The organism is Terrabacter sp. P2_E3 (assembly GCF_056403915.1).
Genome location: NZ_JBFUEN010000002.1, coordinates 230185 through 242682 on the forward strand (window position 1 = coordinate 230185; position 12498 = coordinate 242682).

Below are 12498 nucleotides of genomic sequence, written 5' to 3' on the forward strand. Positions count from 1 at the left end.
CATGTTGATTCCCCGTCGAGTCAAGCACCGCAAGCAGCACCACCCGAACCGCCACGGTGCGGCCAAGGGTGGCACGACGATCGCCTTCGGTGACTACGGCATCCAGGCTCTCGAGCCGGCCTACGTGACCAACCGTCAGATCGAGTCCGCTCGTATCGCGATGACCCGCTACATGAAGCGTGGCGGCAAGGTGTGGATCAACATCTACCCCGACCGTCCGCTCACCAAGAAGCCCGCCGAGACCCGCATGGGTTCCGGTAAGGGTTCGCCGGAGTGGTGGATCGCCAACGTCAAGCCGGGTCGCGTCATGTTCGAGATCTCGGGCGTGGCGGAGCCGGTGGCGCGTGAGGCCATGCGCCTCGCGATGCACAAGCTCCCCATGAAGTGCCGCTTCGTTCAGCGTGAGGGTGGTGACATCTGATGGCAGTCGGAACCAAGGACCTGGCTCCCGAGCAGCTGCGTGGTCTGGACGACACGAAGCTGGCGGACGAGCTGAAGAAGGCCAAGGAAGAACTGTTCAACCTGCGTTTCCAGTCGGCCACCGGCCAGCTGGACAACCACGGCCGTCTGCGCGCCGTCAAGAAGGACATCGCGCGCATCTACACCGAGATGCGTGAGCGCGAGCTCGGCATCGGCTCGGCCCCCGCCGCCCCCAAGGCGCCCGAGAAGGCCGAGAAGGTCGAGAAGAAGGCTGCCAAGGCCGACAAGAAGGCCGACAAGGCCGAGAAGGCTGACAAGGCCGAGAAGAAGGCCAAGAAGGCTGACAAGGCGCAGGAGGCTGACGCATGAGCGAGCAGGAGAAGGTCGTGAGCGACCAGGCGAGTGAGCGCAACTACCGCAAGACCCGTCAGGGCTACGTGGTGAGCGACAAGATGGACAAGACCGTCGTCGTCGAGGTCGAGGACCGCGTCAAGCACGCGCTCTACAGCAAGGTCATCCGCCGCACCAGCAAGGTCAAGGCGCACGACGAGCAGAACGAGGCCGGCGTGGGCGACCGCGTGCTCATCATGGAGACGCGTCCGCTCTCCGCGACGAAGCACTGGCGCATTGTCGAGATCCTCGAGAAGGCCAAGTAAGCCACCCCCCATTTCCGTTCGGCAAGGCTCATCCGGGCAACCGGTGAGAACCAGCACGACGACAGGAGTTAGACAGTGATTCAGCAGGAGTCGCGGCTGCGCGTCGCCGACAACACCGGTGCCAAGGAAATCCTTTGCATCCGTGTTCTCGGCGGCTCGGGCCGTCGCTACGCCGGCATCGGCGACACCATCGTCGCCACCGTCAAGGACGCGATCCCTGGCGGCAACGTGAAGAAGGGTGACGTCGTCAAGGCCGTCATCGTCCGCACCGTCAAGGAGCGTCGCCGCGCCGACGGTTCCTACATCAAGTTCGACGAGAACGCTGCGGTGATCCTCAAGGCCGACGGTGACCCTCGTGGTACCCGCATCTTCGGCCCGGTGGGCCGCGAGCTGCGCGAGAAGAAGTTCATGAAGATCATCTCGCTCGCGCCGGAGGTGCTGTGAACATGGCGAAGACCACCATCAGCAAGATGAAGATCAAGAAGGGTGACCTCGTCCAGGTCATCTCCGGCCGCAGCCAGAAGAACGGCGGCGACCGGGGCAAGCAGGGCAAGGTCATCGCGGTCTACCCCGAGACCCAGCGTGTGCTGGTCGAGGGCATCAACCGCGTCACCAAGCACGTCAAGGCCGGCGCGACCGCCCGTGGCACCCGCACCGGTGGCCTGACGCACACCGAGGCCGCGATCCACGTGAGCAACGTGGCGATCGTCGACCCCGAGTCGAAGAAGCCGACCCGCGTCAAGACGCGTGTCGAGACCGTCGAGCGCAATGGCCGTCAGAAGGCGTCCCGCGTCCGTGTCGCGGTCAAGTCGGACAAGGACCTCTGAGAATGACTGACACCAGCACCAAGCCGCGCCTTCAGCAGCGCTACCAGGACGAGATCAAGAGCTCGATGCTCGAGCAGTTCGGCTACGCCAACGTCATGCAGGTTCCCGGCGTCGTCAAGGTCGTCGTCAACATGGGTGTCGGCGACGCGGCCAAGGACAGCAAGCTCATCGAGGGTGCCGTCCGCGACCTCACCGCCATCACCGGTCAGAAGCCGGTCGTGACGAAGGCTCGCAAGTCGATCGCCCAGTTCAAGCTGCGTGAGGGCATGCCCATCGGCGCCCACACGACGCTTCGCGGTGACCGCATGTGGGAGTTCCTCGACCGTCTCGTGACGATCGCCCTCCCGCGCATCCGTGACTTCCGTGGCCTCTCGCCGAAGCAGTTCGACGGCAACGGCAACTACACGTTCGGCCTGACCGAGCAGTCGATGTTCCACGAGATCGACCAGGACCGGATCGACCGCGTGCGAGGCATGGACATCACCGTGGTCACCACGGCGACCAACGATGACGAGGGTCGCGCGCTGCTCAAGCAGCTCGGCTTCCCCTTCAAGGAGAACTGACATGGCCAAGACCGCGCTCGTTAACAAGGCGAACCGGAAGCCGAAGTTCAAGGTCCGCGCGTACACCCGTTGCCAGAAGTGCGGTCGCCCGCACTCGGTGTACCGCAAGTTCGGCCTCTGCCGCATCTGCCTTCGCGAGATGGCTCACGCGGGCGAGCTGCCGGGCGTGACCAAGAGCTCCTGGTAATCGGCTCCCCGAGCCCAGAGCAACCCCAAGACCAACACACCTCTGACACCGTAGGTCGGCCACACGACGGCCCAGCCGTCGCCGGGCAGATAGCCCCGGTCGAAACCCCGGTGAGGAAGGGCGGAGAGCCCACATGACCATGACTGACCCGATTGCGGACATGCTGACCCGCGTCCGGAACGCCAACTCGGCGCACCACGACGTCGTCTCCATGCCGTACTCGAAGCTGAAGAAGAACATCGCCGAGATCCTCCAGAGCGAGGGCTACATCGCCTCGTGGAAGATCGAGGAGGCCGAGGTCGGCCAGACGCTGACCATCGACCTCAAGTACGGCCCGAACCGCGAGCGCTCCATCGCCGGCGTGCGTCGCGTGAGCAAGCCCGGTCTGCGCGTCTACGCCAAGTCGACGAACCTGCCCAAGGTTCTCGGTGGCCTCGGCGTCGCGATCCTGTCGACGTCGAACGGTCTGCTGACCGACCGCCAGGCACACGAGAAGGGCGTGGGTGGGGAAGTCCTCGCCTACGTCTGGTAAGGAGACACTGACATGTCGCGAATCGGACGACTTCCGGTCTCCATCCCCTCGGGTGTGGACGTCAAGGTCGAGGGCCAGGACGTCATCGTCAAGGGCCCCAAGGGTGAGCTCTCCCTGACCGTCGTGCAGCCGATCACGGTCGAGCTGGGCGAGGGCAACCTCGAGGTCAAGCGCCCCAACGACGAGCGCGACTCGCGCTCGCGCCACGGCCTGACCCGGTCGCTCATCAACAACATGGTCCTCGGTGTCACCGAGGGCTACGAGAAGAAGATGGAGATCCACGGCACGGGTTACCGTGTCGCCGCGAAGGGCTCGGACCTCGAGTTCTCGCTCGGATACTCGCACCCGATCCTCATCCAGGCTCCCGCCGGCATCAGCTTCGCCGTCGAGAACCCGACTCGCTTCTCGGTGCAGGGCATCGACAAGCAGCTCGTCGGTGAGGTCGCGGCGAACATCCGCAAGCTGCGCAAGCCCGACCCGTACAAGGGCAAGGGCGTTCGCTACGCGGGCGAGCAGATCCGTCGCAAGGTCGGAAAGGCCGGTAAGTAAGCCATGGCAATGATCATCAAGCGCGGTAAGTCCAAGGCTGCCGCCCGCATCCGTCGCCAGGTTCGCGGTCGCAAGAAGATCGCCGGCACCGCGGCGCGTCCCCGCCTCGTCGTGTCGCGCTCGAGCCGTCACCTCTTCGTCCAGGTCGTCGACGACACCGTCGGCAAGACCGTGGCCTCGGCCTCGACGATGGAGGCCGACCTGCGCTCCTTCGACGGTGACAAGACGGCCAAGGCCAAGAAGGTCGGCGAGCTCGTGGCCGCCCGTGCCAAGGACGCCGGTATCGAGGCCGTCGTGTTCGACCGTGGTGGCAACAAGTACCACGGCCGTGTCGCGGCGATCGCCGAGGGCGCCCGCGAAGGCGGTCTGTCCCTGTGAGCAACTTCGTGAACGCAATTGTTGAGATGAGGAACATCTGATGCCCGGACAGCAGCGTCGAGGCACCGGCCCCGCCGGTGGCGGCGAGCGCACCGAGCGCGGAGACCGCCGTGACAACCGCGGCGGCCGCGACAACCGCGACAGCCGTGACGACAAGAACCAGTACGTCGAGCGCGTCGTGACCATCAACCGTGTCGCCAAGGTCGTCAAGGGTGGTCGTCGCTTCAGCTTCACCGCCCTCGTCGTCGTCGGTGACGGTGACGGCACGGTGGGCGTCGGCTACGGCAAGGCCAAGGAAGTTCCCGCGGCCATCGCCAAGGGTGTCGAGGAGGCCAAGAAGAACTTCTTCAAGGTCCCCCGCATCCAGGGCACCATCCCGCACCCCGTCCAGGGTGAGGCCGCCGCTGGTGTCGTCATGCTCCGCCCCGCCGCCCCCGGTACCGGTGTCATCGCCGGTGGCCCGGTGCGTGCGGTGCTCGAGTGCGCCGGCGTCCACGACGTCCTCAGCAAGTCGCTGGGCTCCGACAACGCCATCAACATCGTGCACGCCACGGCCCAGGCCCTGCGCGAGCTCGAGCGCCCCGAGTCGGTCGCTGCCCGTCGTGGCAAGACCCTCGAGGAGGTCGCTCCGGCGGCCATGCTCAAGGCCCGTGCCGCCGGTATGGCTGAGGCCCAGGCTGCGAAGGCTGGTGCGTGATGGCTCGTCTCAAGGTGACCCAGACCCGTTCCGAGATCGGTGGCAAGCAGAACCAGCGTGACACGCTGCGCAGCCTCGGTCTGAAGCGCATTGGCGACGTCGTCGTCAAGGAGGACCGTCCCGAGATCCGCGGGATGGTCAAGACGGTCACGCACCTCGTGTCCGTCGAGGAGGTTGACTGACCATGGCCGACAACGCCAAGAAGTCGGGCGAGTCCGCCCTCAAGGTCCACCACCTGCGTCCGGCCCCCGGAGCCAAGACCGCCAAGACCCGCGTCGGTCGTGGTGAGGGCTCCAAGGGCAAGACCGCTGGTCGTGGTACCAAGGGCACGAAGGCCCGTTACCAGGTCCCGGAGCGTTTCGAGGGCGGCTCGATGCCGATGCACATGCGCCTCCCGAAGCTCCGCGGATTCAAGAACCCGTTCCGCACGGAGTACCAGGTCGTGAACCTGGACCGCCTGCAGCTGCTCTTCCCGGAGGGTGGTCAGGTGTCCGTCGCCGACCTCGTCGCCAAGGGTGCCGTCCGTGACGGCTTCCCCGTGAAGGTCCTCGGCACGGGCGAGATCTCCGTCAAGGTCGAGGTCGAGGCACACAAGTTCTCGGCCTCCGCCAAGGAGAAGATCGAGGCCGCCGGCGGCACGGTCACGGCCCTCGCCGGCTGAGACCAGGCTTCAGTGAACACCACACATCTCGTGTGAGCAGCGCCCCGGGCGCCCGACCCGCGAGCCGACGTGACGTCGGCCACCGCGGTGGGAGCCCGGGGCGTTGCGCCTTTGCGTTAACCTTCCACGGATTGCATGACTTACGCCGCGCCACCGCGCGGCCCCCCAGGAGGACCCAGTGCTCGCCGCCTTCGCACGCGCGTTCCGTACCCCGGACCTGCGCAAGAAGCTGCTCTTCACGCTCGGCATCATCGTGCTGTTCCGGCTCGGATCACACGTGCCGACGCCGGGCATCAGCTACGGCCTCGTGCAGGACTGCCTGCAGGCCACCAAGGGTCAGAGCGGCGACCAGAGCGGCTTCCTGAACCTGGCCAACCTCTTCAGCGGCGGTGCGCTGCTGCAGCTGTCCGTGTTCGCGCTCGGGATCATGCCGTACATCACGGCCAGCATCATCATCCAGCTGCTCACGGTCGTCATCCCGCGCTTCGAGGCGCTCAAGGAGGAGGGCCAGTCGGGGCAGAGCAAGCTGACGCAGTACACCCGCTACCTGACGATCGGTCTCGCGATCCTCCAGTCGGCGACCCTCGTCACCTTCGCGCGCAACCCGTCCAGCCTCTTCGGCGGCTCCTGCGACTCGATCATGACCGACCAGTCGATGGTCACGATCCTCATCATGGTCCTGACCATGACGGCCGGCACCGGCCTCATCATGTGGTTCGGCGAGCTCATCACCGACAAGGGCGTCGGCAACGGCATGTCCCTCATGATCTTCACCTCGATCGCCGCCGGCTTCCCCGCCTCGCTCTGGGCCATCAAGGAGAACAAGGGCTGGGGCACCTTCCTCGGCATCCTCATCCTCGGTGTCTTCGTCATCGCCGCGGTCGTCTTCGTCGAGCAGTCCCAGCGCCGCATCCCGGTGCAGTACGCCAAGCGGATGGTCGGACGCCGGATGTACGGCGGCACGTCCACGTACATCCCGCTCAAGGTCAACATGGCCGGCGTCATCCCGGTCATCTTCGCCAGCTCCCTGCTCGCCCTGCCGGGTCTCGTCGCGCAGTTCAACACCCGCGCCGACGGCAACAACCCGGGCTGGGTCTCGTGGGTGCAGGAGAACCTCGTCAAGGGTGACCACCCCTTCTACATGGCGACCTATGTCGCGCTCATCCTCTTCTTCACGTTCTTCTACGTGTCCATCACGTTCAACCCGACCGAGGTCGCGGACAACATGAAGAAGTACGGCGGCTTCATCCCGGGTATCCGGGCCGGGCGACCCACGGCCGAGTACCTCAACTACGTCCTGACCCGAATCACCGTGCCGGGTGCCATCTACCTCGCGATCGTCTCGCTCATCCCGCTCGTGGCCCTCGTCCTCGTCGGCGCCAACCAGAACTTCCCGTTCGGTGGCACCTCGATCCTCATCGTCGTCGGTGTGGGCCTGGAGACGGTGAAGCAGATCGAGGCGCAGCTGCAGCAGCGTCACTACGAAGGGTTCCTCCGTTAATGCGACTGATCATCCTCGGCCCGCCCGGCGCCGGTAAGGGCACGCAGGCCGCCCGGATCGCCGAGCGCCTCGGCATCCCGGCCATCTCGACCGGCGACATCTTCCGCGCCAACATCAAGGACCAGACCCCGCTCGGCGTCAAGGTCCACGAGATCATCACGTCCGGCGGCTACGTCTCCGACGACATCACCAACGAGATCGTCGAGGACCGGCTCACCTGGGACGACGCCGCCCACGGCTTCCTCCTCGACGGCTACCCGCGCACCGCGGGCCAGGTCGACGCGCTCGACGAGATGCTGTCGCGGCACGGGCACGCGCTCGACGCGGTCCTCGAGCTCGAGGTCGACGAGGACGCCATCGTCGAGCGACTGCTCAAGCGCGCCGAGACCGAGGGTCGCGCCGACGACACCGAGGACGTCATCCGCGAGCGCCAGGCGATCTACCGCAAGGAGACCGCGCCCCTCGCGGAGCACTACGAGGTCGCCGGCCTCCTCGTCAAGGTCGACGGCATGGGTGCCGTCGACGACGTCACCGACCGTGTCATCGCGGCCCTGCCGCAGCACGCCTGAGCACACCGCAGCGACGCCGCCGTCAGGCGTCGTCGGGTGTCGTCACCGACAAGGACCACCGATGTTCGGACGCCGGAACCGGCTCCAGGGCCGCACCGACGAGCAGCTCCGCCTCATGCGTGAGGCCGGCCTGCTCGTCGGGCGCACGCTCGAGCTGCTCGCGAGCGAGCTGCGTCCGGGCCTGACGACGCTCGAGCTGGACCGCCTCGCGGAGGACTTCATCCGCAGCAACGGCGGCATCCCCAACTTCCAGCTCGTCCCCGGCTACAGCCACACGCTGTGCACGAGCGTCAACGACGAGGTCGTCCACGGCATCCCGGGTCCGCGCGTCCTCGAGGCCGGCGACATCGTCTCGGTCGACTGCGGCGCCGAGGTCAAGGGCTGGAACGGCGATGCGGCCTTCACCGCCGTCGTCGGCGGGCGCGAGGCGGGTCGTCCCGAGGACCTCGCCCTCATCGACGCCACCGAGGCCAGCCTCTACGCCGGGATCGCCGCGATGCAGGTCGGCGGTCGTCTCTACGCCGTCGGTGACGCCGTCGAGGCGAGCATCGAGGCTGCCGCCGAGCGCGACGGTCGCACCTACGGCGTCATCGACGAGTACGTCGGCCACGGCATCGGCACCCAGATGCACATGGATCCCCAGATCCCGAACTACGCGGTGCGCGAGACGGGCCCCAAGCTCGTCGACGGCTTCACCGGTGCCATCGAGCCGATGGTCACCCTCGGCGGCATCGACACCAAGGTGCTCGCCGACGACTGGACCGTGGTGACGCTCGACGGCACGCGGGCCGCGCACTGGGAGCACTCGGTCGCCGTCCGCGACGACGGCCTGTGGATCCTCACGGCCGTCGACGGTGGCCAGGCTGCCCTCGCGGCCGCCGGGGCGGCATACGCCCCCCTCGACGTCACCGCCTGACCGCGCGCGACTCGGGGCCGTCACCGACCCACCTACGGGCTCCGGACGCGTAGCCTCACGCTCGTGAGCCTTCCCCGCAGCACCCCGTCGGCGCAGGGCGTCGACGCCGCCGGCATCCACGCGTTCGTCGACGCCGCCGAGCGTGACCACCTCGGGCTGCACAGCCTCATGGTCGTGCGTCACGGACACGTCGTCGCGGAGGGCTGGTGGAGGCCGTATGCCGCCGGCCGCGTCCACCTCGCGTACTCCCTCTCGAAGACGGTGACGGCCACGGCCGTCGGCTTCCTCGTGCAGGAGGGGCGCCTGTCGCTCGACGACCGGGTCCTCGACCACTTCCCCGAGCTCGACCGCGCCCTGGTGGCCGACGGCTGGGAGGACGTGCGGATCACGCACTGCCTCTCGATGACCGTCGGGCACGAGGAGGATGCGTGGGCACACGTCTTCGACCGGCTGAGCGGCAGCGAGGGCGGCGACGGCGACGACTGGGTCCCGCGCGTCTTCGCGACCCGGCCGACCCGGCAGCCGGGGACGGTCTTCGCCTACAACCAGGTGGCGACCTACCTGCTCGCCGTCATCGTGCGGCGTGTCGTCGGGGTCAGCCTGGTCGAGATGCTGCGACCGCGGCTGCTCGCGCCCCTCGGGCTGCCCGACATCCCCTGGCACCGCGACCCGCTCGGGCGCGAGCTCGGGTTCACCGGGTCGCACCTGACCACCGAGGCCATCGCCTCCATCGCCCAGCTCTACCTCGACCGCGGCCGGTGGGAGGGGCGCCAGCTGCTGGCCGAGGCGTGGGTCGCCGAGGCCACCCGGGGGTTCGGACCGGTCAGCGAGGACCCCGACGCGGACGACGACTGGCGCCGCGGCTACGGCTACTCGTTCTGGATGCAGCGCCACGGCTACCGCGGCGACGGTGCCTACGGCCAGTTCCTCGTCGTGCTGCCCGAGCACGACACGGTCGTGGCGATCACCGCCGAGCAGTCGCGCATGCAGTCCACCCTCGACGGGCTGTGGGCCCACGTCGTGCCGGCCATCGGCGGGAGCGGTTCCGCCGACTCCGACCGTGCCCTCACCGAGCGCCTCGCCGGTCTCGAGATCCCCGCGATGTCCGGGGACGCGCTCGGTCCGGAGTACGCCGAGTTCACCCGCTCGGAGGGCTCCGACCTGTCGGCCGACTACACCGCCGTCTCCGTGACGCGCGACGGCCCCGACGTCGTGCTCGGGCTCAGCCGGCGCGGTGAGTGGCTGCGCGTCCCTGTGGGGCGAGGGCTGTGGCGTGAGGGGGAGCTCGTGGCCGCGGGCGCGACCCTGCCGGTCGTCTCGAGTGGCGGCTGGGTCGACGAGGACACCTTCCGCGCGGAGGTCATCGCCGTCGAGACGCCCCACCGCTTCCGCATCGAGGCGCGGCTGCGCGGCGCCGACGCCGATCTGACCTGGCGGATGGTGCCGCTCACCGGCAACGACCCGCTGTGGCTGGCGACGCGCTGGTCGTACGCCTGAGGCGGGCCCGCGCCGTCATGGGCCGGTCGGGCGTCCGTCCCGGGCCGCTCGAAGGACCACGGAAGGACCCACGGACGGACCCACGGACGGACCCTCGACGGGAGCCTGACGGCTGTCGGTGCCCGGGTGGACAATCAGAGGTGCTGCGTCAGGCAGCGGAAGGGGGCCATCGTGGCCGGTGAGGACAGCACCACCGACGTGACCGGACGCGACGCGACGGGAGAGGTCGTGGCGCCCAGGGCCGCCCCCGTGGCGCCGCTGGGCGGGGTGCCCGACGGGCACAACCCGTGGCCGGCCCTCTGGGCGATGGTCATCGGGTTCTTCATGATCCTCGTCGACTCCACCATCGTGTCGGTGGCGACCCCCGCGATCCTCAGGGGACTCGACACCGACGTCAACAGCGTCATCTGGGTCACGAGCGCCTACCTGCTCGCCTACGCCACGCCGCTGCTCATCACCGGCCGGCTGGGCGACCGCTACGGACCGAAGAACCTCTACCTCGTCGGGCTGACGGTCTTCACGCTCGCTTCCCTGTGGTGCGGGCTCACCGGCACGATCACCGGGCTCATCCTCGCCCGCGTCGTGCAGGGACTCGGCGCCTCGATGCTGACGCCGCAGACGATGGCCGTCATCACCCGCACGTTCCCCGCGGCCTCCCGCGGTCAGGCCATGGCGCTGTGGGGTGCCACGGCCGGCGTGGCGATCCTCGTGGGTCCCGTCGTCGGCGGCCTGCTCGTCGACGGTCCGGGGTGGGAGTGGATCTTCTTCATCAACGTGCCCGTCGGTGTCGTCGCCTTCGCGCTCGCCGCCCGGCTCGTGCCGCGGCTCGAGACGCACAGCCACAGCTTCGACTGGATCGGCGTCGCGCTCTCGGCGGTCGGGATGTTCCTCGTCGTGTTCGGCGTCCAGGAGGGCGAGACCTACGACTGGGGGACCATCTCCGGGTTCGTCTCCGTGCCGCTCCTCATCGGCGTCGGCCTGCTCGTGCTCGGCGTCTTCATCTGGTGGCAGGCGCACAACACCCGCGAGCCGCTGTTGCCGCTGCGCCTCTTCGACGACCGCAACTTCTCGCTCGCCAACGTCGCGATCACGACCATCGGCTTCTCCATCACGGCGATGGCCTTCCCCCTCATGCTCTACGCCCAGGCGGTGCGCGGGATGTCGCCGACCGCCTCGGCGCTCCTGCTCGCGCCGATGGCCGTCATCTCGGGTGGCTTGGCCCCCGTGTCCGGCCGGCTCGCCGACCGGGTCCACCCGCGCGGCATCACCGCGGCCGGGATCGGCCTCACGGCACTGTCGCTGCTCTGGCTCGCCCTCGTCATGCACCCCGAGACCGAGACGTGGGTGCTGCTCCTGCCCATGGCCCTCATGGGAGTCGGCAACGCCTTCATGTGGGGCCCGCTCGGCGCGACCGCCACCCGCAACCTGCCGCTGTCGTCGGCCGGTGCCGGGTCGGGCGTCTACAACACGACCCGCCAGGTCGGTGCGGTCCTCGGCAGCGCAGCCATCGCGGCCCTCATCGAGGCCCGGCTCGCCGCCGACCTGCCGGGGATCTCCGGCCAGCTCGGCGGACTGCAGGGGTCCGGGGCGACGATGCCGGCGCAGGTCGCGAGCGGCTTCGCCGATGCGATGGCCGAGTCGATGATGCTGCCCGCTGCGGTCCTGCTCATCGGCGTCGTCGCCGTCCTCTTCTTCGAGCGACCCGCGATCAACCGGGCCTGAGGAAGGCACGAGGCGCCGTCGACCCGGGCCGGCACGGCGCGGCGGTCGCCGGCCTACCGCCCAGCGGCGAGCGCTCTAGCGGCCGAGGCCCCCGGGCGTGCCGCCGACGTGGACGACCATCCGCTCGGCGACGACGCGCGCGTTCGCCCGGAGCACGTCGAGGGGGACCCGGGGGAGGTTCTCCTCCCAGTCGATGAGGGGTGACCCGCGGAACTGGAGCATGCGCGCGGGACGGCCGAGGAAGAACAGGTGCAGGTGCGCGCCGCCGTCGCCGTACTTCGCCAGCTGGACCCGGCCGACGCTCGGCACGTGCTCGACGGCGTCGGAGACCGCCACGACGAGCTGGCCCATCTCGGCGGCGAGGTCGCCCGGCAGGGAGGGCAGGTCGTGGTGCGCGAGCGGCATGAGCATGAGCATCACCGGCAGGCCGGTATCGACGGAGAGGGTGAGGCGCCAGCGGGCGTTCGACCAGACGAGCCGGTCGTCGGCGTCCCCGAAGCCGTCGGCGCACCAGCAGTCGCGGGCCTGCTCGCCCCGCCGGGCCGGCTCCTCGTCGGCCGGAGGCTGCACCGGCTTGAGGCGCAGGCCCTCGATCTCGTAGGGGTAGATGTCCCAGCCGGGCATCTCCTCGACGGCGACGGGAAGACGACCGTCCGCGCCGGCCGCGGCCGCGATGCGTGCGTAGTAGTCCTCCACGCTCTCCGCGGCCGACGGGGGCGCCGTGACCGCGTCCGTGCGGTCAGGCGGCGTCTCCTGAGCCGGTGACGGCGTGGAGGTGGCGGGTGGGACGGTGGCGTCAGCGCCGGGCTCGGTCACCCGGCCA

General features: G+C 68.8%; 19 protein-coding genes. 18 read left to right on the forward strand and 1 reads right to left on the reverse strand.

Annotated features, from left to right (window positions below; genetic code table 11):
- Position 1: 1 nt before the first annotated feature.
- The 18 genes from rplP (at position 2) to AC1DW8_RS02955 (ending at position 11675) form a co-directional block, all read left to right on the forward strand.
- Complete coding sequence (gene rplP, locus AC1DW8_RS02870; protein ID WP_020143237.1) at positions 2-421, forward strand: 50S ribosomal protein L16; 420 nt, start codon at positions 2-4, stop codon at positions 419-421.
- Positions 421-789, forward strand: coding sequence for a 50S ribosomal protein L29 (rpmC, locus tag AC1DW8_RS02875; RefSeq protein ID WP_056771079.1), 369 nt, complete (start codon positions 421-423; stop codon positions 787-789). The genes rplP and rpmC overlap by 1 nt, the downstream gene beginning before the upstream one ends.
- On the forward strand, positions 786-1076 hold the full coding sequence (rpsQ, locus tag AC1DW8_RS02880; RefSeq protein ID WP_020143235.1) for a 30S ribosomal protein S17: 291 nt from the start codon (positions 786-788) through the stop codon (positions 1074-1076). Before rpmC ends, rpsQ begins: the two co-directional genes overlap by 4 nt.
- Before the next feature lie 75 nt (positions 1077-1151).
- Positions 1152-1520: a 50S ribosomal protein L14 gene (gene rplN, locus AC1DW8_RS02885; protein ID WP_020143234.1), complete on the forward strand. Its 369-nt coding sequence runs from the start codon at positions 1152-1154 to the stop codon at positions 1518-1520.
- 2 nt (positions 1521-1522) lie between these two features.
- Positions 1523-1903, forward strand: coding sequence for a 50S ribosomal protein L24 (gene rplX / locus AC1DW8_RS02890; protein WP_056771076.1), 381 nt, complete (start codon positions 1523-1525; stop codon positions 1901-1903).
- 2 nt (positions 1904-1905) lie between these two features.
- Positions 1906-2466: a 50S ribosomal protein L5 gene (gene rplE, locus AC1DW8_RS02895; RefSeq protein ID WP_056752812.1), complete on the forward strand. Its 561-nt coding sequence runs from the start codon at positions 1906-1908 to the stop codon at positions 2464-2466.
- Between the two features lies 1 nt (position 2467).
- Positions 2468-2653, forward strand: a complete 186-nt coding sequence (locus AC1DW8_RS02900) for a type Z 30S ribosomal protein S14 (protein WP_020143231.1) — start codon at positions 2468-2470, stop codon at positions 2651-2653.
- Between the two features lie 133 nt (positions 2654-2786).
- Positions 2787-3185: a 30S ribosomal protein S8 gene (gene rpsH, locus AC1DW8_RS02905; RefSeq protein WP_020143230.1), complete on the forward strand. Its 399-nt coding sequence runs from the start codon at positions 2787-2789 to the stop codon at positions 3183-3185.
- Between the two features lie 12 nt (positions 3186-3197).
- Positions 3198-3734: a 50S ribosomal protein L6 gene (rplF, locus tag AC1DW8_RS02910; RefSeq protein WP_028785452.1), complete on the forward strand. Its 537-nt coding sequence runs from the start codon at positions 3198-3200 to the stop codon at positions 3732-3734.
- A gap of 3 nt (positions 3735-3737) precedes the next feature.
- Positions 3738-4112 carry a 50S ribosomal protein L18 gene (gene rplR / locus AC1DW8_RS02915; RefSeq protein ID WP_056752819.1) on the forward strand — a complete coding sequence of 125 codons (375 nt, stop codon included), beginning with the start codon at positions 3738-3740 and terminating at the stop codon, positions 4110-4112.
- Between the two features lie 40 nt (positions 4113-4152).
- On the forward strand, positions 4153-4809 hold the full coding sequence (gene rpsE / locus AC1DW8_RS02920; RefSeq protein WP_020143227.1) for a 30S ribosomal protein S5: 657 nt from the start codon (positions 4153-4155) through the stop codon (positions 4807-4809).
- The gene (rpmD, locus tag AC1DW8_RS02925; protein ID WP_020143226.1) at positions 4809-4991 is read left to right on the forward strand and encodes a 50S ribosomal protein L30; all 183 of its coding nucleotides are present in this window, start codon (positions 4809-4811) and stop codon (positions 4989-4991) included. Before rpsE ends, rpmD begins: the two co-directional genes overlap by 1 nt.
- A 2-nt stretch (positions 4992-4993) precedes the next feature.
- Positions 4994-5470, forward strand: coding sequence for a 50S ribosomal protein L15 (gene rplO / locus AC1DW8_RS02930; RefSeq protein WP_020143225.1), 477 nt, complete (start codon positions 4994-4996; stop codon positions 5468-5470).
- 178 nt (positions 5471-5648) lie between these two features.
- Positions 5649-6971: a preprotein translocase subunit SecY gene (gene secY, locus AC1DW8_RS02935; RefSeq protein ID WP_056771074.1), complete on the forward strand. Its 1323-nt coding sequence runs from the start codon at positions 5649-5651 to the stop codon at positions 6969-6971.
- A complete protein-coding gene (locus AC1DW8_RS02940; RefSeq protein ID WP_056771072.1) occupies positions 6971-7540 on the forward strand; it encodes an adenylate kinase in 570 nt (189 codons plus the stop codon). The genes secY and AC1DW8_RS02940 overlap by 1 nt, the downstream gene beginning before the upstream one ends.
- Before the next feature lie 61 nt (positions 7541-7601).
- Positions 7602-8456, forward strand: coding sequence for a type I methionyl aminopeptidase (gene map / locus AC1DW8_RS02945; protein ID WP_056771070.1), 855 nt, complete (start codon positions 7602-7604; stop codon positions 8454-8456).
- 63 nt (positions 8457-8519) lie between these two features.
- Positions 8520-9953 carry a serine hydrolase domain-containing protein gene (locus tag AC1DW8_RS02950; RefSeq protein WP_056771068.1) on the forward strand — a complete coding sequence of 478 codons (1434 nt, stop codon included), beginning with the start codon at positions 8520-8522 and terminating at the stop codon, positions 9951-9953.
- 306 nt (positions 9954-10259) lie between these two features.
- Positions 10260-11675: a DHA2 family efflux MFS transporter permease subunit gene (locus tag AC1DW8_RS02955; protein WP_235508557.1), complete on the forward strand. Its 1416-nt coding sequence runs from the start codon at positions 10260-10262 to the stop codon at positions 11673-11675.
- A gap of 75 nt (positions 11676-11750) precedes the next feature.
- Here AC1DW8_RS02955 and AC1DW8_RS02960 read toward each other — a convergent pair whose 3' ends face one another.
- Complete coding sequence (locus AC1DW8_RS02960; protein ID WP_056771065.1) at positions 11751-12491, reverse strand: hypothetical protein; 741 nt, start codon at positions 12489-12491, stop codon at positions 11751-11753.
- Positions 12492-12498: the final 7 nt, after the last annotated feature.

Excerpts from the sequence above, each read along its gene's own strand:
- rplP (WP_020143237.1), top strand. The coding sequence starts at position 2 with ATGTTGATTCCCCGTCGAGTCAAGCACCGCAAGCAGCACCACCCGAAC.
- rpmC (WP_056771079.1), top strand. The coding sequence starts at position 421 with ATGGCAGTCGGAACCAAGGACCTGGCTCCCGAGCAGCTGCGTGGTCTG.
- rpsQ (WP_020143235.1), top strand. The coding sequence starts at position 786 with ATGAGCGAGCAGGAGAAGGTCGTGAGCGACCAGGCGAGTGAGCGCAAC.
- rplX (WP_056771076.1), top strand. The coding sequence starts at position 1,523 with ATGGCGAAGACCACCATCAGCAAGATGAAGATCAAGAAGGGTGACCTC.
- rplE (WP_056752812.1), top strand. The coding sequence starts at position 1,906 with ATGACTGACACCAGCACCAAGCCGCGCCTTCAGCAGCGCTACCAGGAC.
- AC1DW8_RS02900 (WP_020143231.1), top strand. The coding sequence starts at position 2,468 with ATGGCCAAGACCGCGCTCGTTAACAAGGCGAACCGGAAGCCGAAGTTC.
- rpsH (WP_020143230.1), top strand. The coding sequence starts at position 2,787 with ATGACCATGACTGACCCGATTGCGGACATGCTGACCCGCGTCCGGAAC.
- rplF (WP_028785452.1), top strand. The coding sequence starts at position 3,198 with ATGTCGCGAATCGGACGACTTCCGGTCTCCATCCCCTCGGGTGTGGAC.
- rplR (WP_056752819.1), top strand. The coding sequence starts at position 3,738 with ATGGCAATGATCATCAAGCGCGGTAAGTCCAAGGCTGCCGCCCGCATC.
- rpsE (WP_020143227.1), top strand. The coding sequence starts at position 4,153 with ATGCCCGGACAGCAGCGTCGAGGCACCGGCCCCGCCGGTGGCGGCGAG.
- rpmD (WP_020143226.1), top strand. The coding sequence starts at position 4,809 with ATGGCTCGTCTCAAGGTGACCCAGACCCGTTCCGAGATCGGTGGCAAG.
- rplO (WP_020143225.1), top strand. The coding sequence starts at position 4,994 with ATGGCCGACAACGCCAAGAAGTCGGGCGAGTCCGCCCTCAAGGTCCAC.
- AC1DW8_RS02940 (WP_056771072.1), top strand. The coding sequence starts at position 6,971 with ATGCGACTGATCATCCTCGGCCCGCCCGGCGCCGGTAAGGGCACGCAG.
- map (WP_056771070.1), top strand. The coding sequence starts at position 7,602 with ATGTTCGGACGCCGGAACCGGCTCCAGGGCCGCACCGACGAGCAGCTC.
- AC1DW8_RS02955 (WP_235508557.1), top strand. The coding sequence starts at position 10,260 with ATGGTCATCGGGTTCTTCATGATCCTCGTCGACTCCACCATCGTGTCG.